The 21,073-nt window shown below is 47.9% G+C and carries 19 protein-coding genes and 1 pseudogene; 7 read left to right on the top strand and 13 right to left on the bottom strand.

The features are described from left to right. Positions 1-24 precede the first annotated feature (24 nt). Positions 25-975, top strand: a complete 951-nt coding sequence (locus L9W92_RS12890) for an NHL repeat-containing protein (RefSeq protein ID WP_240084162.1) — start codon at positions 25-27, stop codon at positions 973-975. A 66-nt stretch (positions 976-1,041) separates the two neighbouring features. Here the strand turns inward: L9W92_RS12890 and L9W92_RS12885 are convergent, their stop codons facing one another. The 3 genes from L9W92_RS12885 to L9W92_RS12875 all read right to left on the bottom strand — a co-directional run bounded on the left by L9W92_RS12885 (position 1,042) and on the right by L9W92_RS12875 (position 4,171). Continuing rightward, complete coding sequence (locus L9W92_RS12885; protein ID WP_240084161.1) at positions 1,042-2,268, bottom strand: ABC transporter permease; 1,227 nt, start codon at positions 2,266-2,268, stop codon at positions 1,042-1,044. Next, the gene (locus L9W92_RS12880) at positions 2,265-2,975 is read right to left on the bottom strand and encodes an ABC transporter ATP-binding protein (RefSeq protein ID WP_240084160.1); all 711 of its coding nucleotides are present in this window, start codon (positions 2,973-2,975) and stop codon (positions 2,265-2,267) included. The genes L9W92_RS12885 and L9W92_RS12880 overlap by 4 nt, the downstream gene beginning before the upstream one ends. A 260-nt stretch (positions 2,976-3,235) precedes the next feature. Then, positions 3,236-4,171 carry a helix-turn-helix transcriptional regulator gene (locus tag L9W92_RS12875; RefSeq protein ID WP_240084159.1) on the bottom strand — a complete coding sequence of 312 codons (936 nt, stop codon included), beginning with the start codon at positions 4,169-4,171 and terminating at the stop codon, positions 3,236-3,238. Between the two features lie 211 nt (positions 4,172-4,382). Here L9W92_RS12875 and L9W92_RS12870 point away from each other — a divergent pair, with 211 nt between their 5' ends. Then, entirely contained in the window at positions 4,383-5,189 is an 807-nt protein-coding gene (locus tag L9W92_RS12870; protein ID WP_282442362.1) for a sulfite exporter TauE/SafE family protein, read from the top strand. A 5-nt stretch (positions 5,190-5,194) separates the two neighbouring features. Here L9W92_RS12870 and L9W92_RS12865 read toward each other — a convergent pair whose 3' ends face one another. The 3 genes from L9W92_RS12865 to L9W92_RS12855 all read right to left on the bottom strand — a co-directional run bounded on the left by L9W92_RS12865 (position 5,195) and on the right by L9W92_RS12855 (position 8,231). Then, positions 5,195-5,737 (bottom strand): hypothetical protein, encoded by a 543-nt coding sequence (locus tag L9W92_RS12865; RefSeq protein WP_240084157.1) that lies wholly within the window; start codon positions 5,735-5,737, stop codon positions 5,195-5,197. Positions 5,738-5,770: 33 nt separating this feature from the next. Next, positions 5,771-6,394: a DUF1287 domain-containing protein gene (locus L9W92_RS12860; protein ID WP_240084156.1), complete on the bottom strand. Its 624-nt coding sequence runs from the start codon at positions 6,392-6,394 to the stop codon at positions 5,771-5,773. A 106-nt stretch (positions 6,395-6,500) separates the two neighbouring features. Then, entirely contained in the window at positions 6,501-8,231 is a 1,731-nt protein-coding gene (locus tag L9W92_RS12855) for a stalk domain-containing protein (RefSeq protein ID WP_240084155.1), read from the bottom strand. A 333-nt stretch (positions 8,232-8,564) separates the two neighbouring features. Here L9W92_RS12855 and L9W92_RS12850 point away from each other — a divergent pair, with 333 nt between their 5' ends. From L9W92_RS12850 to L9W92_RS12835, 4 genes are all read left to right on the top strand, one after another. Next, positions 8,565-9,092: a hypothetical protein gene (locus L9W92_RS12850; protein ID WP_240084154.1), complete on the top strand. Its 528-nt coding sequence runs from the start codon at positions 8,565-8,567 to the stop codon at positions 9,090-9,092. A gap of 331 nt (positions 9,093-9,423) precedes the next feature. Next, positions 9,424-10,746, top strand: coding sequence for a putative DNA modification/repair radical SAM protein (locus L9W92_RS12845; protein WP_240084153.1), 1,323 nt, complete (start codon positions 9,424-9,426; stop codon positions 10,744-10,746). Further along, a complete protein-coding gene (locus tag L9W92_RS12840) occupies positions 10,725-11,549 on the top strand; it encodes a TIGR03915 family putative DNA repair protein (protein WP_240084152.1) in 825 nt (274 codons plus the stop codon). The genes L9W92_RS12845 and L9W92_RS12840 overlap by 22 nt, the downstream gene beginning before the upstream one ends. A gap of 152 nt (positions 11,550-11,701) precedes the next feature. Further along, the gene (locus L9W92_RS12835; protein WP_240084151.1) at positions 11,702-12,304 is read left to right on the top strand and encodes a peroxiredoxin; all 603 of its coding nucleotides are present in this window, start codon (positions 11,702-11,704) and stop codon (positions 12,302-12,304) included. Between the two features lie 70 nt (positions 12,305-12,374). Here L9W92_RS12835 and L9W92_RS12830 read toward each other — a convergent pair whose 3' ends face one another. The 7 genes from L9W92_RS12830 to L9W92_RS12800 all read right to left on the bottom strand — a co-directional run bounded on the left by L9W92_RS12830 (position 12,375) and on the right by L9W92_RS12800 (position 20,626). Next, positions 12,375-13,478, bottom strand: coding sequence for a PdaC/SigV domain-containing protein (locus L9W92_RS12830; protein WP_240084150.1), 1,104 nt, complete (start codon positions 13,476-13,478; stop codon positions 12,375-12,377). Between the two features lie 138 nt (positions 13,479-13,616). Next, on the bottom strand, positions 13,617-15,368 hold the full coding sequence (locus L9W92_RS12825) for a YcdB/YcdC domain-containing protein (protein WP_240084149.1): 1,752 nt from the start codon (positions 15,366-15,368) through the stop codon (positions 13,617-13,619). An 87-nt stretch (positions 15,369-15,455) separates the two neighbouring features. Continuing rightward, positions 15,456-16,118, bottom strand: a complete 663-nt coding sequence (locus tag L9W92_RS12820) for a hypothetical protein (RefSeq protein ID WP_240084148.1) — start codon at positions 16,116-16,118, stop codon at positions 15,456-15,458. Positions 16,119-16,166: 48 nt separating this feature from the next. Beyond that, on the bottom strand, positions 16,167-18,833 hold the full coding sequence (locus L9W92_RS12815; protein ID WP_240084147.1) for a protease complex subunit PrcB family protein: 2,667 nt from the start codon (positions 18,831-18,833) through the stop codon (positions 16,167-16,169). 278 nt (positions 18,834-19,111) lie between these two features. Further along, positions 19,112-19,687 (bottom strand): hypothetical protein, encoded by a 576-nt coding sequence (locus tag L9W92_RS12810; protein ID WP_240084146.1) that lies wholly within the window; start codon positions 19,685-19,687, stop codon positions 19,112-19,114. A 349-nt stretch (positions 19,688-20,036) separates the two neighbouring features. Continuing rightward, on the bottom strand, positions 20,037-20,240 hold the full coding sequence (locus tag L9W92_RS12805; RefSeq protein WP_240084145.1) for a hypothetical protein: 204 nt from the start codon (positions 20,238-20,240) through the stop codon (positions 20,037-20,039). 41 nt (positions 20,241-20,281) lie between these two features. After that, positions 20,282-20,626: a hypothetical protein gene (locus tag L9W92_RS12800; protein WP_240084144.1), complete on the bottom strand. Its 345-nt coding sequence runs from the start codon at positions 20,624-20,626 to the stop codon at positions 20,282-20,284. A 299-nt stretch (positions 20,627-20,925) separates the two neighbouring features. Between L9W92_RS12800 and L9W92_RS19515 the strand changes: the two are divergent. Continuing rightward, positions 20,926-21,073: pseudogene (locus tag L9W92_RS19515) on the top strand (IS110 family RNA-guided transposase); the annotation flags it as partial.

Below are 21,073 nucleotides of genomic sequence, written 5' to 3'. Positions count from 1 at the left end.
TTTAAGTCGGAGGAAAAACGCGCCGTGAAAAAAATAATTTGTTTTTTACTCACATTAACCTTCTTTGCTTGTTCCGCCTGTTCCAACTCAAAACAGAAAGCCGCGAATGAGGCGGTATCCTCCATCAAAGTCGGTTCCGGTCCGGAAGATCTAAACTATATGGAACGTTCAGGCGCACTATTGGGTCCGGAATGTTTTTCCATAAAATCAGACGGTGGGTTTTATTTACTCGATACCGCGAAGAACAGAATTCTGTCTTTTGACTCCAGCGGGAAAAAAGATGACTCGTTTAAACTGCCGGACGACTTATCAGTGGTTAAAATAAGTGTCGGTCCGGATGACCGGTTATATGTACTTGACGCTTCTAAAGGAATTATCGGCACTGTGGAGTCAGAAAATATTATTCGCTACCAAATTAGCAGCTTAATGATTGAACCTCTAATTGATTTTGGCATTACAAAATCCAACATACCATATATAGTGTTAGCCGACCAGGAAGGTGGACAATCATATTTATTCAAACTGGAGAACCAGAGCGCGAATATCATCGAAATAAAAAAAGGCCGCCTGACCCCGGAAGAAAAGATATATAAGACATTATTAATTAAAGAAAAAGGATATGAAATCGGGCACGCCTGCATAATGCAAATTTACGATTTCAATAACAAGCTGGAAAATGAATTGCTCATTGAATCAGAAAACTGGCTGGTAGGAGCCAGCTATCTCGGCGAGGAAGATGATCAAATCATTGTGCAAACCCACGAGACTGATTCTGATACGGACAAGGCTAATTATAATGATCTGGTAAAAAAAATAAATAAGGACGGCAAAATTGCAGAAATATCAATTTTACCGCAGAAATACAAATATATCTCCAACGACACGGTCCAGAAAGGTTCTTCTTTATACCACCTAAATACAGGTGAACACGAGGTTACCCTTGAAAAATTAAATTTTGTTTCCGCCGATTCTTAATACATTAAAAGACACAAAAAAAATTTCATATACCGTTAATAAAATTTCGCCCGGCCTTACCTGGTCTTAAATGAAAATTGCAATCAATTTAGTTATGTAGTAACCGAGGACGATCCCGGCCGGTAATGCCAGGCAAGCGCCCATCCAGGAAAAGGTTTGCCAGCCGGCAGCAAGGCTGATCAGCAAAAATCCCGGAAGCATTAACAGAAACATGGATTTGCCGGCGGCCGCGCTCTTGTCCCCGGACTTCCATTGAAATAATTGTACAAAATCGGAGGAAACAACTTCTTTCCAGTATAAGCCAGCCAGGAAAGCCAGCAGGCAAGCCAACCCGGGCCAAATAATCCACTTCCACCAGAAGGGAAAAGACAATACGAGCAGTATACCGACTGCCACCATTTGCGCGTAAAACAAAAGACTTCTATTATTTCGCAAAACCGATTTAATACAGAGCTCAACCAATAAATTAACGGCATGGCGTTTCCGGAACAGGTGATTTGAATGGCGCAGGATTAAAGGACGCTTCTTTGGTGATTTTGGCCTTTTTACGTTTATACCCGACATGCTCAGCAAAAGAGAAGCATATCTTAACCGGTAACGCTGCTCCCGGGCGACATCGTCGAAGAAACTTCCCCTCACCTCAAGTCTCATTTTGGTCAAGAACCCGAGAGCAATTAAAAGCATTGCGCAGGCGTTCAAAAGCAAGCGGGGCTGGCCTAGAAGAAAAAGGACACCTTTAACGAAAACAAAGCTCATTAAAACAAATGCTATTTTCATGGCAATTACCTGTTTCCAGCCTTGAAAACGTAATTCAAAAAGCTGTCTGGCCATGCCTGTATTCGTTTTGAACAAAAAGACAAACCCAAGAAACAGGGCAAACTGGACTGCGGAAAGCTTATAATTGATGAATAATAGCGGGGCAAGCAAGGAAAAAACCAAAAGGCTCACTAAGAGATTGAGCATTGCGGTATAGCCGGCGCCGAACGCCATAATTCTTCTGATCCAGCTCCTGCGCTGCAGCAAGAAAAGCTGGTCTCCTTCTTCCAAAAACGTTCTGGTGCCGCCCGACCAGGCAAATAAATAAATAAGCGTTAAAAGCCAATAAAACGGCAGCGCCTCAATCCAGCCATATTGGTTTTTCCACAACGAGATATAGCCGTCCAGGCCAATCAGCACGGCGGGCAGCAAGATATATAAACCGACCGTCCAATCAATCGCGGTTTTCCACACCTTGTATTGAAATTTCCATTCCGATTTCACTCGTCTGAAAAACATTTGTGTTGCCGAAATCATGCTAAGTTCTCCAAGATCTTATTAAAGCAATCAAAAAGGGCAGCCCCCGGCATCCGGCAGATTTCACGGATCTGTGCCAGATTTCCTTGAGCAACCAGTTTTCCGTCAGCCAGTAAAACAAAGGAATCACAAATTTTTTCCGCCGTGTCCAGAACATGCGTCGACATCAGCACACCGGCGCCGCGCTTGCTTTCTTCTTTCAACAGGCTTAAAAAATCCCTTGTCGCTCTTGGATCAAGCCCGATAAAAGGCTCGTCCACGATATAAATGTCGGCTTTGATCAAGAAACCGATAATGAGCATGACCTTTTGCTGCATGCCCTTGGAAAAACTGCCCGGCAAATGGTGCCTTTCCTTTTGCAAGCGAAATATTTCAAGCAATTTCCCGCTCTCGGCCAGGAATTCACATTCTGCCATGCCGTATGCCGCCGCCGCCAGCTCCAGGTGTTCCCACAAAGTCAACTCGTCGTAGAAAACGGGGTTTTCAGGTATATAAGCATACCTGGCCTTCTGCCCTGCCGGCTTCACCTCTCCCTCCATCTCCGGCAACAATCCCAAAATAGCTTTAATCGTTGTGCTTTTCCCGGCTCCGTTGGGTCCGATTAACCCTGCCAGTTCGCCCTTCTTCAGAGAGAAGTTAATATTCTCAACAGCTTTTTTATTGCTTGCATAACCGGCATGTTTGATTTGAACCTGCAATATATCCACTTACACTTCCTCTTTCTTGTCAACCGCGTTCCGCAAGACGCGGCAGACTAGTCCCTACATAGATTATATTCGCGCATCAGCCCCATGGCAATCGGGCGCTTATGCCATAGGCAGACCATGAGACACAAAAAAGAAGGAGCTTAACCCCCTTCTCCCCTGCCGGCTTAATTTACTGAATCGACTCAACCATCCGCGAAACATGCATTGGGTGCAAATCATTTTTCATGCATTCACCAAAATAAACCCTGCAACCCCTATATTTACAATTCCCCAACAATTTCTCCCATTATTGAAGTATCATATCCACCCATTCCCTTTACTTCGTCTTTAAACTCAACTGACCTTAAGATGGATAGCAAGGTCTGGAAATTAGATTTTTCCAAATCATGTTTATATATAACTAAATCATAGCGTTCTCTCTTCAAAGGAACAAACTCTACTTTAGGTACCTGCAAAGCGGCTTTTTCGGTACCTAATCCGACATCGGCAATCCCTCTGGCAACTGCGCTGGCAACTGCTATATGGCTCATTCCTTCATTCGCGTAACCCTTGATTGAACGGGAATCAATGTTTAGATTACGCAAGCTCTCATCAATCAACACTCGCGCTCCAGACCCTTTATCACGGTTGAAAAATGTTATGTTCGGTCTGAGCAGGTCCGGCCAATCATAAATAGCCAGGGGATTGCCGGGAGCTACATAAAACCCCACGGTGCGGTAAACTAAATTGATAATTACAGTCCGTTGGCCTGGCAGCAATCTTCGGACATAGGGGATATTATATTCTCCCGTTTCGCCATCCCATAAGTGAGCTGCCGTGATATTTGCCGTTCCACGATAAAGCGACAGCAAACCATCAGTACTTCCAACATAAGCACGTAAAGAACGGAGCATCGGATTCTTTTTTTCCAGATATCTTGTCAGCACATCCAAGACGATATCCTGCCCGCAGATAATTAATCCCTGATTTTCTATAATCATTTGTTCCAATGAGCCCAGTTTAATTGGAGCAGTTGATTTTTGTACCGGATTCGTTGTATGCATATAAGCCTGCAGGTCGGTCTGACTTATTCTTATTTTTTTACCAACGCGATAGGAAGGGATTTCTCCACGCTTCAATAATTCGTAAACCGTTCCCTTGGATATTTTTAACAGCTTACATATCTCTTCCGGAGAATAGGACAATAAATCGGTCATATAATCACCTCAAACATTTCTGTCTAAGAATCAACCATGTTATTTAATACGAAATAATATAAAAATTTTTCTTGTCATCTATTATAACATATTGTAAGATTAATTATAGTATCAATTAGTATTAAATAGTATCATTTAATAACAGGATCCTGTTGTATTTAACACTGTTATGTATTACTAGTATTTGCTCAATATTAGGGAGGACTGATTAATGAATAAAAAACCCCTATATGCCTTGCTGACAAGCGCCCCTATCGGATGTTTGGGCGGGTTAATCGGCTTGGGCGGAGCGGAGTTCCGGCTGCCTGTATTGGTGGGTCTGTTCAAATACTCAGCCCGTCAGGCAGTGTCTCTTAACTTAGCCGCAAGTTTCATTACACTTTTATCATCTCTGATTTTTAGAATTCCCAGCGCACCATTTGCTAAATTATTGCCGCTTGCACCGGTGATTTTATCATTAATTGCGGGAGGAATGGGCGGCGCTTATATTGGGGCGCTTTATACCAAAAAAATATCCGAACATGCCTTGGAGAAGGTTATTTTGGCTCTGCTATTATCTATCGGGCTATTACTTATTGGGGAATCTTTTTATCCCTTTGCTGCCAGAGGAGTTCAAGCACCTTTGCCGGTTTTGCTGCTTATTGGTCTGGCATTTGGAACAGGAATCGGCATGATTAGCAGCCTGCTTGGAGTTGCCGGGGGAGAGTTAATTATTCCGACGTTAATTCTTGTTTTTGGCGCCGATATTAAACTGGCGGGAACCGCCGGCATCCTGATCAGTCTGCCAACCGTGATTATTGGACTTGGCAGACATTATGCCAATGGTGCCTTCACGCAAAAACAAGATATTAAAGAACTGGTGCTACCCATGGGGATAGGTTCGATCATTGGCTCATTTATCGGCGGAATGCTAATTCTTTATGTTTCCGGCGGGTCATTAAAGCTGATCCTGGGCTTAATATTGATAATCTCCGCAGTGAAAATATTTAACAAAGTACGTCGGGAAAATGTTCAATGATAATATCATCCTGTATACTCTATTCCTGCCGTCTTTAAATAATTGTTTACCTTTTCTCTGATAGATTGCTCCATTTCTTGACCCTTCCCCGTTTTGTGGTAGTTTAGAATCCTCTCGTGGTATTCTTGGGGGAAAATTTGTTTTATATCCGGCCAGTTATACGTGCCGTCGCGCGGCTGCCGGTGCCCAACGACCGTAAAACTGCCGTTCTCCTCTCTCATGGTTAGCGCCAAGGGCAGGAAACTCGCGCTGCGGGGACCGATGCCGACGCTCGGTTCAACCCCATATGTTCGTATGTCCGCCAACAGGTAGGCTGTTTTTTCGTTCCCGTTTTCGGATACCCCGAGCAGGTCGCAAGCCGCAAATGTCTTCACGCCGGGGGGTTCAGAAATGGGAATGATACTGTTTTCCAGGTACTCTGTTATCGCCTGGTCCATAGTAACAACTGTTTTCTTTCCCTGGCCGCCGGACAACTTCCCTTCCTCCACAGCGCAGCCGCTTATGAAGGCAAGTATTAATAGCGCGATAATCAGTCGAGTAATTTTCATTGCGGGCCTCCTTCCACAAATCACAACACCATATTAATTATTTTTAGAAAATCTGAAATGATACTTTATGGGAGTAGACCAATTAAGGAGCCCGTTATCCTCCCTGGTAGAGGGTCCGGCGTTGTGGATCAGCAGGGGAACCCCGTCCGCCCGCCTTTTGTCTGAAACTACTCCCACATGGTCGTGAGGCGGGCCGAACACCACAATGTCGCCGCCCTGCCATTGCTTTAAATTTTCCGCATCCCAAGGCTTAATCTGAGTGGTAAGCTGTTCGGCGTACTTCTTAAAAAAAGCCTCCTGGTTCGGCACCCGGCGGAAATCAATATTGGGCTCAGGCGCGCCTGCCACGCGGGGATAATCTTCCAGATGCTCCCGAATATCCCTGTCCATCATTCCTTTTAAGTCGTAGCCCGCGTTTTGCAGCGCCCGCCAGATCACGTCGGTGCAGACACCTTCGTTTTCCGGCGGGTATCCCCCGGCATAGTAGGCGTCCTTATATGCCGGTCTCGCCTCCAGATCCTTGCGCGCGCCCTGAACGATATCATCAAGGTCGTAGACCCCGTCACCGTCCTTGTCGTTGTACAGCACAACCTTTTCCACCACGCAAACCGGTCCGGTCAACCCACGCAGCTCCGCCGGCAGTTGATTAAAATCCATATTATGAAGAGTCAAAAATCCGGCCGGCAATAAAACAATTACAATACCAATGATTAATTTGAATGGTGAGGATAATCGCCACAAAGACCTTAGACCCATTTATTTTTTACCTCTCCCAGTAAATACTCAGCCATTCGGGATAGTAATTGCCGTAATAGCCATGGTCACCGGTCAGGCCGCTGATTAATTCCATCTCCTGGCCGCCGGTCAGGAGCTTTAAGCACAGGGAACCGCTGTCAAAACGGTTCAGCCGCAGGTACGCCAGGGTTTCTCCGTCCGGGGAAAGCTTGGGTGCGTAGTCGGCTGTGTCCGCCGGGCCGGAGGTAAGGCTTTTCACTTCTCCGCCGTCCGTCTTCAGCCAGATTCGCTGTCCCGGTACCAGTACCTCCGGGAAATTGTCGCCTCCCGCCCATTCGCCTCCTTCTTTACCGCGGCAGAACAGCAGGCTGTAAGGCTTATGCGGCGACCACACCGGCTGGGTGTCTACCTGGCCGGCGCTCCCGCAATCAGTGATTTTGCCGCCGTTCCGCAGGTCTGCCAGGTGCAGGCGCTTGTTTACCGTGGCGTCACGGCCACCGCCAGCGATATAGGCCAGCCGGGCGCTGTCGGGGGACCACGCCAGCCATTGGGCATATTTAAGCCCGCCGCCCAAATCCAGGAGCCGGTCGGATTGCTGCAAATCCAGCACCTGGACGGCCGCGCCGTCCGCCGCCAGGGAAGCTGAACCGGGCTCCAGGTAAAAAGCAAGATAGCGTCCATCCGGCGACCACTGCAAGCCGGATGCCGACCGGGTATAAAAAATATCCTCCGTCGTATTGGGTTCACTGTAGGTAAACAAGTTCGCGCTCTGTCCTTCTAAGGTAATCCGGTTAATCAGCAACGGCTGCTCCTTATTCCGGGGCAAAGATACGGCAATGCTCTGCCCGTCGGGCGCCCAGGCAAAGCTGGCGACATTGCTATGCTCAGGCAATAGCACGGTCACTGTTGCTTCTCCGGCGGCACTGCTATCACTACTATCGAAAACGGCAATCTTCAGGTTGCCGTCCGGCGCATGTTCTTGATCAGGGTCCCGAGTGCCGTAAGCAATGGCATCCGCCAGCGGAGACCAAGCCGGCGTATCCGCCACCGGTCGCCGGTCAACCTGGAAGGCACCTGTGCCGTCAGCTTTAACCACCCAGAGATAGGGGGGCTTGCTCCAGGAATCTTGCGCATCCCGGTGCAGGTACATCAGCCACCGGCCATCGGGAGACCAGCCCACAATCTCCGCATTCCCCGCGCTGGTGATCCGCACCGGCGCCGCACCGGCGCGGACGCCGTCCACCAGCCACAAATGCCCGTTATTGATTAAGGCCACTTTGGCCGGAAATGAAGAATTGCACACTCTTTCCGGCCGCTCGGGCGGCGCGCTGATTATTCTTGCCTTTTGTTCTATACAATTCCATTGAACCGTGGCCCCCAGGGATTCGGCCAGGAACCTCAGGGGCGCCAGGAACCTGTTTTCCACCACCCGCGCCGGCACATCCAGAGGAACCGGTTCGCCGTTCAGCAGGGCTTCATTGCTGCCGTCAACCAGCTTGACGCTCCTGCTTCCGCATGCTATTGTCGCCGTTTCAGTCGCCGGATCCCAGTCCACCCGCGCCCGGAGTGACTCCGCCAGGCTGCGCGCCGGTGCCATAACCCGGTCTTCCAGAAATACCGGCGGCACTTCCAGATCTAATTTTTGGCCGTCAACAACGACAGTTATCGCTGTCTGTTCGCCAAAAGCAGGCACAACGGGGGCAATCCCCGCAAACAACAAAAACAAGCAGATTAAGCCGCAAAATTTAAAGAATTTCATAGTGTTCCTCCCGTATCCGGCCATTTCTAATTCATCTCCAAAGTTACCGTTTTTCCAGTTAAGGCGTCGATATATCCCCTGCTTGCGCCGGCCTTTCAAATGATATTCCGGCCGCGCTGCCCGTAGTCTTTCAACCTGCTTCTGTTTTTACAATTTCCATGAGTCCGAACCCCTGTTTTTGCTTAATTATACCGCATACGATTAAAAACTAAAAAGGTTGTTGCACAATATAAGTCAAAAGTGTATTACAACTTCCCAACTCCTCTTCCATATCTTGCAAAAAGGTATTTGCCTTTAGGTAAAGAATTAACAGAAGGGAAAGGAGGAAGTAAAATGAAAACCCGTTTCGCAACCATTATTTTACTTGTCGTATTGGTTGTATTAGTTGGCTGCACAAATTTAATAAATCAAAAAACTACTACAACAAGTACAGATACAACAGATCACAATGGTCAAACAACTATTACAAAAAAAGAAGATTTTTTAAGTCTATATAAGGAATGGACATCACGGCTAGAAACTATAGCTAACAAAACTAATAACAACTATAGTGATTGGATTAATGGTAAAATTGACACTGAGCAATTCACAATTAATAATCAACAAATTTACAATGAAATAAAACAGCTAAAGAATGAAAGCGATTTAAAAACTGATTTTAATTTGGTAGAAAGCGATAAGCAAAAGGTTAACTTTGAAGCTGTAACAAATGCTTATATTAAAGCATGTAAAGATTTAAATGACTTTTTTTATTTTGTACCACACCTTTCAGATGACGAAATAAAATCTAAATATGAAGAACTAATTAAAGACAAGTATAATAGTGATGTTTCTGAACTAAAAGAACTTTTAAAGATGTAACATTCTTTTAACCGCCTAGTTTAGGCGGTTTTTTACATTTATGTCTCGTTCATTCCTTGCTACCTATGCTATCTATTACCAACTAATATCTAAAGTTATTTTTAACCTAGTTGTATAACTTGAACTCGCTGTCCGATTTATAATCACGCCAATTAATTTACCCTTCCACTTCTATAGCCACCGGGTTTATCGCGTCCTCAATATATGACCCCTCAGCCTTATCCAGATCGTCAGGCAGGTTGTCCAGCATTCGCTGGTGAATAACTTCCTCGGGTCCTTTACAAGAACATTTGTTCTGTAATATGATAAAGATTATAAGGAGCTGAGCGGGTTGGATGCTTTTCATAAGCTGCAAATATTGACCGGTGCGGCAAAATATGACGTGGCCTGTACTTCCAGCGGAGTGGCTAGAAAGGCGGCCGCCGGGGGTATTGGCAGCGCAGAGGCCTGCGGCATATGCCATAGCTTCGCGGCGGACGGGCGATGTGTTTCGCTGTTAAAGGTGCTGATGACCAATATCTGCGTCTATGATTGCCAATACTGCGTCAACCGCCGTTCTAACGACCTGCCGCGGACAACCTTTACACCTCGTGAGCTGGCGGAACTGACTTTCAATTTTTACCGCCGCAATTATATTGAAGGTCTTTTTCTAAGTTCCGGTGTGCTTAAAAATCCCGACTATACCTGTGAGCAAATGCTGGAAGCTCTGCGCATACTGCGGGAAGAGTACCGTTTTGCCGGGTATATTCATGCCAAGATTATTCCGGGCGCTGACAGCCAACTGATTGCCCGAATCGGCGCGCTGGCGGATCGGATCAGTGTAAATATTGAGCTTCCCTCTCAAAACAGTTTGCGGCTGCTGGCACCGGACAAATCAAAGCACGCTATTTTGGGACCGATGGGGTATATTCATAGCCACATAAAAGAGAGCTCCGCAGACAGGAAAAGATATCGGCATGGACCAAAGTTCGCCCCTGCCGGCCAGAGTACCCAGATGATTATAGGGGCCACGACGGACACAGATTTTCAGATTTTAAATTTAACCGAGAGCCTATATAAAAAATACAAGCTCAAGCGGGTTTTCTTTTCCGCTTATATGCCGGTAGCCGAAAACACCCTTTTGCCCGCCATGGGCACAAAACCGCAGCTTCTGCGGGAGCACCGCCTTTACCAGGCGGACTGGCTGCTGCGGTTTTACGGTTTTACCGCCCGCGAACTTTTGGACGAGCAGCACCAAAGCTTTAATCCCTATTTAGATCCCAAATGCCACTGGGCCCTTAACCATATGGAGCTTTTCCCAGTAGACGTAAACCGTGCCGCTTATAACGACCTGCTGCGGGTACCGGGCATCGGCGTAACAAGTGTTAAGCGGATTATCACTGCCCGCCGCACCACCACTCTTAATTTCGACGCGCTCAGAAAGCTGGGGGTTGTACTTAAACGTGCCCAGTATTTCATCACCTGCGGCGGTAAAACCGCGGACGGCATGATAATCACTCGGGATGCGGTGCTGAGGGCTTTGCTGTCTGAAAAAGCCTGGGCCATGTATAACGAGAGATTCCCTCTGCATCCGGAAGCGGAGCAGCTTTCTCTTTTTGATGAGCCGTCATCCTGTCAGGAGGATGTTCAGAAATGCTTAACCGGTCAAATATGATTTATCTTTACGACGGCAGCTTCAATGGGTTGCTGTGCTGCGTCTTTGAGAGTTATGACCAGAAAGAAATGCCGGTGGAAATTTTAGCGCCGGACATACCGCAAGCTACACTCTTTCCGGTTAAAGAAATTATGACCGATCCCCAAAAAGCGAACCGGGTACTGGTTTCTATTCCGAAAAAAATGGGGCATGAGGCCCTGGATTTCGTGCGGCAGGCCTTTTTAACCTGTCTTCCTCAAAAGGAACTGCATATCCTGCGGTTTATGCGCATGGGCTACTGTCACGGCCCCTCCGTGATGGCTATGCTGGCCAACGACGCAGTGCATATACTCTTTAAAGCCGTAAAGCATTTGAAAAACGAAAGCCACCTGCTGAAAGGGTTCCTGCGCTTTTCTGTTTTTAACAACGTCCTCGTAGGCGAGATAGAGCCGAAAAACTGTGTGCTCCCTTTGTTGAGGCAGCATTTCTGCCGGCGCTATCCGGAGGAACGCTTTTTAATTTTTGACAAAACCCATGGTATGGCGCTGGCGTACCACCCTTACCAGTCCGCAATTATTGCTGTTGAAGATCTGGTATTGCCCGAACCTGATCAAAAGGAACAATCTTTCCGCGAACTGTGGCGACTTTTTTACGAGACCATTGAGGTGAAGGGGCGTCACAACCCCCGGTGCCGTATGAGTCATATGCCAAAGCGCTACTGGAAGCACCTGACCGAGCTTAACCGTCCGCAGGAATCCCTGCCAATATCGGCATATCCCGGCTGTAAAAAGCTTCCTGACGGCGGCTCCGACGGGCAGCGTTAAAAAAGTATCTTGCCATTTCAGCCATAATTACGCTGATATATTAAGTATAGGCAGCCTCATCCGCGTCTCCCTAATTTATTAAACCTTTTTACAACACATAAATTCATACAAATACATAATATGGATAAAAATAGTAAAGGAAGAGGTTCTTCATGTCACGCGTCGTTTTATCTGACCAGTGTTTCGTCAAAGAGCCAATTGTCCTTGATAAACCAGCGGCCGACTTTACTGCCGAAGCTTATTACAGGGGACAACGGGTCGATGTTAAGCTCTCTGACTTTCGTAAAAAGTGGGTAATCCTGTTCTTTTATTCCAATGACTTCACCTTTGTCTGACCGACCGAGCTGGCAGCCGTGGCTGACCATTACGAAGAATTTGTACAATTAGGAGCAGAGGTCCTGGCAATCAGTACCGACAGCGTCTACTCACACAAAATTTTTGCTCAGGTATCGCCTTCAGCGAGAAAAGTTCAATACCCGCTCTTATCCGACCCGACCAATGAAATTTCTAAGTGCTATGGCGCCTACAACCCTGAAACAGGGTCAGCTTCCCGGACTACGTTGATTATTTCACCTGACGGCTTAATAAAGTTTTTTTGCAAGTATCCCAGGCCGGTAGGTCGTAATGTGCTGGAAATAATACGTGTCCTGCAAGCCCTCAGGTTTAGCGAAACTACCGGGTTAGGTGCTCCAGCCGGTTGGATGCCGGGTCAGCCAGGTATTCAGCGCGATTGGAACATGGTGGGGAGAATTTAACTATTCTCCAGCATAAGGTCTCTACTCTGTTCAACCGGAACAACTTCCGATTTACCGCAACCCGCCATAATTAAGAAACTAAGAAACCGGGCTTCAGCATATCTTTCAACGCTGAGAAATCAACCGGGAATTCCTGTATGCCGGCGGTATAGGGCCAATATTCATACTGCTGGAAGTAAACCACGACCGCGCTATCGGCAAGGTAAAAATCCTGGTCGTCCCTGATGGTCTCGAAGGGTTTGTTTTCCGACAATGTTCCTTCCTTAACCCGTTCGTTTACCTCATTCCTGACGGTATTGTTAATAAGAGAAACATAATCCGCGTCATTTTTCATCAAATCCTTGAGCTGGTATTCTTCACCTGTTTTCAGGTTGAAGGTATGGGAGCTTTGCACCGTCAGTCCGTGCGCCCCCCCGGCGTACTGGTAATCCATGCATACAACGCTCAGCAGTCCGCTTTGATTGTATTTCAACCGGTAGTCGAAATAGGTTTCACACTTGTTTGGACTGCCCGTATAACCCGACGCCCTGACCTTTTCCATTTCTTCAACATTTTTCAGCCCTTCATTCCTGGCATCCGTTGCTGATTTCTCGAAAATGGAGTTTATACTGTCCTGCACGGTTTTATCAGCCAACCCGTCGATCTGCGGGTATTGTATGGTTATTTTAATCTTATCGTCCTCAGAAGCTTCTTTCACTGTTTTTATGGAAATCGCGTTCTTTTTAACGCTTTCAAGCTGCATTATTCCATTTTGCCCGTCCCACCGGACTTTAAGCCCCAGGTTGTCGGAGAAAAAGTCCGCCCGCATGTACATTCTGTCTCCTATTGTTACGCTGCCGCCATAGAACCCCTTGGCTGAATAATCTCCGCCCATATAATAGACATGGTCATCCGCGGTTATTTTATCATTGCTCAAATCAATAACTATATTTTCCCCGGGTCTGGAAACGGAAACCGTCTGTTCCTCTCCCGACCACTGTATTTCATACCCTAGCGCTTCACCAACCGCCCGCAGCGGCAGGTAAACATCTCCTCCGTAAATATAGGCGCAAGCTTCAATGTTAGCACCGTCCAGCACAATTGCGGCTTGAATTTCTTTGGCCGCAAAGCCATAAGCACACGCAGAGAATAGCAGTGAGACAATGGTTCCTAACATAATTACCCTTTTTCTCATCACATCGACACTCCTTCGCCAGTACAATCACCAGCCATGCTTAATGCTTATCATCCGGGCTTTACAGATGTCAGCCCGCTAACCGGCGGGCTGACTCTCACCAAGTTTCTTTTTCAGTTTACCGATATCCGGTCCTTTCTATTTCACCTCCAAAGTCACCGTTTTTCCCGTCAAGGCGTCGATGTATTTTCCACCATAGCTGTAGTCCGGCAGGTAAACCAGGAGAGGCTTGGGTGCTTTCTGGCCGAAATATTCAGGCCAGACGTAAACCAGACGCAGCGGTTGGCTTTTCAGAAATTCAGCCTTGGCAGCTTCAGCCGTCACCACATTCCCGCTGTCCGGCAGGTTGACGGACGAACTGCCGTTTCCGCTGGAATAAGCAGTAATCCTGCCTGTAAGTCCGTCTACAGTAACATAGTTATAACGGTCCGAAACCGGGATGCCCTGGTGGGTAAGTGTGAAAGTAAAATGAAATTCCGGCCGCTGCTCATTGTCCGGGAGCTTGCTCCTGTCCACCCAGTCGGGAATGCTGTCTTCCTGCGCCTGGAAGCTCGACATGACCAACTCGACCGCGCCTTGCTCCAGATACCTTTGCACGAATTGCATAGCCGTTTCCTGCGCGGTTTCTCTGGTTACCGTCCCCTTTTGGCCGCGCCCGGATTCATCGTAGAGGCTGAAGCCGACAACCTGGCCTGTATCTGCCAGCGTGCTGATAGTTAAAAAACGATTTATGCCGCCCTGCTCCGTCTGGGGTTCGGAATGCCAGCTGTACTCTTTCACCTTAATCCCCGAATTAAGGTAATCTCCTTCCCTTATAAACTTCATCCCGGAAATATCTATGCCGGTTTCAGCGGCAAGCAGGGCGGCGGCTGCTTCGGGAGTCCCGGCAGCCAGTTTCTTGCCCTCTCCAGCCAGTCTGATCCGGCTGGTCAGCGGCTGCTCGTGAGATTCAGCCAGCGGCTTCCCTGTTACAGCGTCTATGAACGCATACATAGCAGGAGTAGGAGTATATATTAAAACCGGCCGGGTTTCGACCTCCTCATCGCCCAATATAGGGTAAGGGTACTGCATGGGCTGCCGCTCAACGTAGTTCAGCTTCATTTCCAGCAGCCCGGCATAAATCTCTGCCGCCGCTTCCTTCGTCACTGCCAGGGCGGGATCGGGGAACACCGCCGGATCCGGCCCGCTGTCTTTTATGCTGTCATTTCTCTTGTAGGATCCTTCCGTATAATATTCGGTAACATGCCCGGCGGCGTCGACACTCACCCGAATGCCGCTGTTTAAAAAGGGTATACCGTTGATCAGGCGCTCAAACTGCACATTCGCCGAGGCCCACCTTATCTCGTTCCCCTTGTCGTCCCGTGCGCCTCCACTGCCGTAGCCTATCTGATCGCTCATCTGATAGTCCTCCATTTTGTCTCCCAGAACCTGCCGGGCGAATTCAGCCGCCTTTTCCTTGGCCAACCCGGAAGCCGGAAACTCTACAGAAGCCCAATTCGGGTTCCGGATATCGAACCTGAGCAGTTCTCCCGTATCAGTTTTAAAGGTGAGGTTGGCGTGAGTTCGCCTAATGTCGGGTCCCACATCCCCGGTGTTGTCGTTCAGAACTACCCCCCAAGTGGCCTCCCCTTCGTTATACATGCCTTCCACGGAAAGTTCCTTTAGTTCGGGCACAATTTGGTAGATTTTTTCCAGCGCCTGCCGCTGCGATTCGTTTAACTCCGCCTTTGCCACCGGCTGTCCGGCGGCCCCGTCTTGCAACTCCACAGTTGCCGTACCGCCTTGTGCTGCCCGCCCGCCCGACGCCTCTTTTTCCGCCGCCCAGGCGGTCGTGGACAACAGCATGCCCACAGCCAGCACTACAACGGCTGCTCCCTTAACCCTTTTCAAAAGATCTCCTCCTTATTTATGTTGTTTCTTAATATAATTGGTTTCAGGATATGCTTGGTTTCTTGCAAAAATTATATGGAATATTAATTATATTTTTATGCTTATAGCTTTATCATCAGCATTTATAATGCCATTTTCAATGACGACTTTAGCATCATAGTCAACTCCTACTAAAGTTTGCTTTTCACCTGTCAATAAATTCATAATAGCTGATTCGCGAGTTTCATCCAAAGCTTTTGCTGACCAGAAGACGTAATTGTCTTTTACCATGTATTTAAAATTCAAGCCGCCGGAACGACCACCACTTGCGATTGCACGCTGCTCCTTGGTCTCAAGATTCATGCCGATAATTCTTATGGAGCCTTGGTTCCAGTCTGCACCGGCCAAGTATTCTTCTATCACAATCCAATTATTATCGGCAGGTGTGATATCGGTAACTCTGGTTAATACTTCTCTTCCGGCGCTATCAACTGCTATTAACGGTAGTTCTGTTATAAGTTTTGCATCCTTCTTATTTAGCGTGTTGCAAGATGAAAGGTAAATAGATGTAGATGTAATTGGGTGTGGGTATCCTTGTGTATCAAGCCCGCTACGATCAATTAGCTCACAATGAGACCAAACAGTTTGGTCATCAATAGCCGCATAAACCGTCTCATCGAACGTACTAATACCTTCTTTGTTTGAAAGTGAACAACCACTTAATAAAGACAACAAACAGCACCACGACATGAGCAAAAAAAACTTTTTCATGCAATAAGCTCCTTGCACCTTATATTTTTCCAGGCATGGAGACTAAAATCATTGCGGGAATCCTTCCGCAAATTCCACCACTGCGCTGGTCGCCGGGAGGCGGACTAAGACAGAGGGATAAACTATTTCCTGCGCCGTCACCTCCCCGGGCATCGGGCTGTCCATCCGGTAATAAACCTTCAACTTGCCGTTGCTTTCACCGCGAACGCCAATTATTCCCACTCTATAACCGGCGGCGGACTTTTCCCCGGCCGAGACGCAAGCATAGCTCCATTCACCCAGGGTTTTAACGCCGGTAAAGAAATCTTTGGCGTTGGCGGCCGCCCAATTTCTGATTTCCAGCGGCACGCTCTCGTCATCCGGGGACATGATCTTGAAAGGCACCCACGGATTAGTAGACCACGGTAAAAAATGATACGGTGATTCCATCCTTTCTGTAAGGTCTTTAATCCGGTCAAACTCTTTAATCAGGTCGTTCGCTTTTTCGACGGTGTCGCTCGCAGGGTACTCCGCCAATATTCTCTGCGGGTAAGCGGCGTCGCCGGTGTATGCGCCGAGCGCCAGCAGCGCGTCGTCGGCCATGCTGCTGTCCGGGTATTCTTCGACAAATTGCCGGTAGGTGGAAATGATTTTCCCCCGAATATCAGACGGGTTAAAGGCGAACATGGCGTCGTCCCCCCACTCGTCCAGGCCGATGTAGCAAAGGCCGGCGGAGTAAAGCGCCCTGGCCTTCAGCTCCGGCGCGGCGGACGGCTCCCGGTAGACCTGCTGGAAATACGGCAGGCTGTGGTTGCAGTTGATCATCTCCCGGACGAAAACAGCCATTTCCGCGGGCGCGTGTCCGTGGCCCGTGGTGTTGATAAATCCCAGCCAGTTGTATTCCTGCCGCTCCCCGGCCCACAAGTGGTTATAGTAAAGCATCTCGTTATGAAAGATCGCCGCCGCTAATTGGTATAAATCAGCCGGGTCCTTTGATTCTTCCCACTGGGACTGCAAACCGGCAAGCTTCTTTACCTCGGCCAGCTGCTTTTCGACTGAACCGCGCAAATCGTATTTATCCTTCTCGTTGAGATAGTCAAAATTGTTGAGATAATCAAAAGGCAAAATAAACTGTCCGGCTGTCAGAGCTTCCTCCTGTTTTAAAAAATCCTCCAGCCCGGCGGCAGCCCGCGCGTAATTATCCCGGCGGACTTCCCTTACAGCCAGGGAATAGCTGACAAACGCCTGCAGGGGCGGCTCCAGTTTTTCCGCGGCCAGCGCCTCCAGTTGCTCATAAGTCATCCGCACATCCAGGATGTAAACCAACCTGCCGGCTGCCGCGTAGCGAATGTCTCCGTCAGTCAAGAAACGGGCTTGCTGCATCGTCTTGACGGCATCGCTAAAACGTCCCTCGATCTCGTAACAGCGCGCCAGGCGGTAAGCCGCGTCGTCCGCGGCCGGGTGGCGGGGAAATTCCGCCAGGAATTTTTCCCAGCCGGGGATTTCCCGGTCCAGATCATACTCCTCGTCCCCGTACGGAGGCACCCAGACGCCGTTATATGATGGTTCCTCGGCACGCTCTATTTCAAAATAGGGTATCCCCCGCACTGCCTCATAGGACTCGACTCCCCGGGCCAGGTAGCTGCGCGGATATTTTTGGCAGGCATCCTTCAGCAACCGCCAGTCCGAGCCGCCAATTCTGAAAACATGATCCTCTTGCGTTAAGGCAGCCGTTCCGTTTTGGTCCGTATCCCGCACATACTGTTCCAGGGCCTTTTCCTGGCCTAAATCCATATAGAGGGCGGCAAGGCATGCCTGGCGGCAGTATGGCGACGCATCCGTTTCGGCGATTTTCCACAGCCAGTCAATCCAGCGCTCCCTATCGGTTTCCGCTAATCGCTGGTGAGCGATGCCGGCGATTCTATAAATCAAGCCGGCTCTAGCCCTGGCGGAAGCAAGGCTGGAATAGAGGCTACCTAACGTTTCCAACGCTTTCGTCTCTCCCAATTGATAGAGGGTGCAAAGCTGGTCGGAGCGGTAAACCGGATCCGGTTCCTTCTCCTGCGCGCGCCATAGCCAGCCGGTGACGGCCGCGCGGCCGGCATTGTCAATTTGTTTTTGAGCAAATCTCCCGACTGTGTCGACAAGACGCCGCTCAACGTACGGATCGTTTAGTTTAACGCAAGTCTCATCCAGCCATCGCACCAGATCGGCCGGATTGACAAAAACTATTTGCCAGGCCTGCTCAAAAAAACAATTGCCTTGCAGGGAAAGAACCGCACTGGTCAAATCATCCGGATTATTCATGCGGGCTGCCAGAACAGGAACCAGATACCGGTTGGCATTAGCGTCATTATAAGCGCCAATATCTTTAGCCAGTTGAGAAACTTGCTCCTCTGTCATCAACCTAATCAGGATATTACTGATGCTAAAGGCGTCATTTATATTTTTATCTCTCAGGTAGTCCAGTAAAACCTGCGCCGCGTCAGGGTCCGGCCCGGGCAGGGCGTCAAAAGCGCCAATAATATTTGCCATTTCATAATTGGTCGTAGCCTGCCACAGTTTTACCTTTAATTCATCTAATAACTCGCCGGCTGCCGCCGCTTCAGCCTCGTTGGCCGGCAGGCTTTGTTCAGCGGCCCAAAATTCATGGTCTTTGCCGGCCAACCCGGTGATAACAGCGAAAACCAATAAAAATACAACCGGGGAAACGGCAATCTTGCTGAATTTAATCATGTCAGCCACCTCCTGGCGCAATCTCTTCTATATTTTCTGTTTTAGGGAAATAATTTGCCATCTTTGTTTAAAACTGAATTGACTCCCTGCATTTCTTCGAATATGGTCAGCTCGTCAACCCTGGTTATCTTCCACTTATTTTGCTCCTTTTCCAGGTAAAGGTCCTGGCTGCCTTTTCCCCTTGTTTTAAGGTCAAGTAAGCATAGAAATGAAGAGGCTCAGCTTCCCTGTCTCCTTTCCTTAATATTGTTTCAGCCACGTCCAATTCCGCAGTAGCGTTATTTCCAGCAACGCTTGTAGCCGTTTTTCTCCGCCAGTTCAGCCAGTTGATAGGTACAGACGTATTTATTGTCCGCTTTTTTAAACTTAATATCTTGCAAGTTCAGAACGACAGGCCCGTTCTCATACTGTACCGGCCCGCCGGAAAACTCCAGACGCAATGGTTCATTAAAATTTTCAATCGGATCAAAGGTTAAAAGTATTTCACCTCCAGGCAATTCTGCCGGGTATTCTTGCTGGAAAGAGTTAAAGCCCAGATTCCGGTCCTCCCCGTCAAAAAGCTTGACGCAAAGCGGATCCACCGTTCCCCTGATATCTCCTTCAACGGCGGCAATCATAAACGTCCCCGTCCTGTCAAGCAGGATTTTTTCTATAGTAACCGTGGTTCCCTGGCAGTCCACGGCTCTGTTGACCACGGTAAATTGGCCGAGCCTTTCCGCCCGGTCAAAGCGGCCGGGCATCCCGGACCCGTCCGGCGCCACGGGCTGAGACGAGCAGCCTGTTACTGTGAAAGCGATTAAGGCAATAAGTGAAAAAACAACTGCGGTTTCCAAGTTGGTTATCTTAAACCGCATGAAACACCCCTCCAGATCACCGCATCGTCATCTTCATATCATCCCTTAGATCATTAACATACTGGGACACAGGCAGGAAAGGAAATCATGAACGCCATTATAACTTTGTTCTGTAATACATGACGTAAAAACCATAAAAAAAGATCATCCTTTTGCAAAAAAATTTAAAAAATCCCTGCGCAGGGATTTCCAGAAAGGGATTGACATATAGTTTGTCTCTTACAATATCCCACGCGCCGGGTACGGGATATCGCTGACGCCATTTCCGTTATAAGCTCTTAGCATTATCGGGCTAATCTCTTATCTTTTATCCATGCCACTTACCTTTCTTTCTGCCGCAAAAGGCTTGTTACTCTGCTTTCCTAGCTCTTTTATCTTCGATTATTTTTCTTATTTCCTTCAATTCTTTTTCCATCTCATCAATTTTGTTAATAGTACTCTTTTTGAAAAACCACGCTTTAAATATTAATACTAGAATACCAGCTACAAACAAAATCAATATAATTATGTGAAATATTTGTGCGACAAGAGTAGCGTTGGGGAAATGCTCCATACCAAACGACCTCTTTTTTATAAAATTTGTATTTTTAATATCTACATCGCAGATTTTTCATGGAGCACGACAAACCCATTTTTATCAAGTATTTCCTTGTCTGTCTTGGACAGCTTGATAAAAACCTTGCTGGTCATTTTGCTTAGCTCCGGAGCCAGCGGCAAAGTATCCATCTCAGGTTTTACGTTAACCGGAAACTGGCCATATACCGCAAATTTACTATCTTCGATAGCCTGCTGCCGCACAATTGTCCCCGCCTCCTCCCCCTTTTGCCCGGCGACCCGGCCGCAGCCGCCGGCGGCAGCGATGCCCAGCAGCACCAGCAAACAAATAGAAATCACCCATTGAAAAATTTTATCTTTCACGCTAAAAATTTTATCTTTCAACCTAAGTGTCATTCCTTTCGCTGTGCTCAAGGCACAAAATAGAATTAAAGTGGTAAAATCTTGTATAGCTCTGTGGTATGATTTTGTTGGATAAGCAGATATACTACAGAGCACGGGGAGGTGAGTGTGACGGTCACTGACCGTCCGTACGCTAAGATGTGCCGTCTGCCGTTTCAAGTACAAATAAGTGTGACTTAGATCACGGAACCTAATTCTTGAGGTAACAACTTCCCGTTTACCGGTGCGGCAGACAGTCAATGTCTGCTTATCCATTTAAATTTGAATGAGGGGAAGTGTATATGCTCAAAATCATTCACAAAATCTGCTGCGGCATTGATGTACACAAAAAGTTTGTCGTAGCAACCATTGGCACCACCAACGAAACAGGAATCACTGAATACCAAACTAAGCAATTTTCCACGTTTACCGTGGATCTATTGGCTTTGC

This window comes from Pelotomaculum terephthalicicum JT (genome assembly GCF_022410535.1).
GTDB lineage: Bacteria > Bacillota > Desulfotomaculia > Desulfotomaculales > Pelotomaculaceae > Pelotomaculum_D > Pelotomaculum_D terephthalicicum.
Note: the sequence above shows the minus strand (reverse complement) of the source record. Positions and strands in the feature narration are given on the sequence as shown.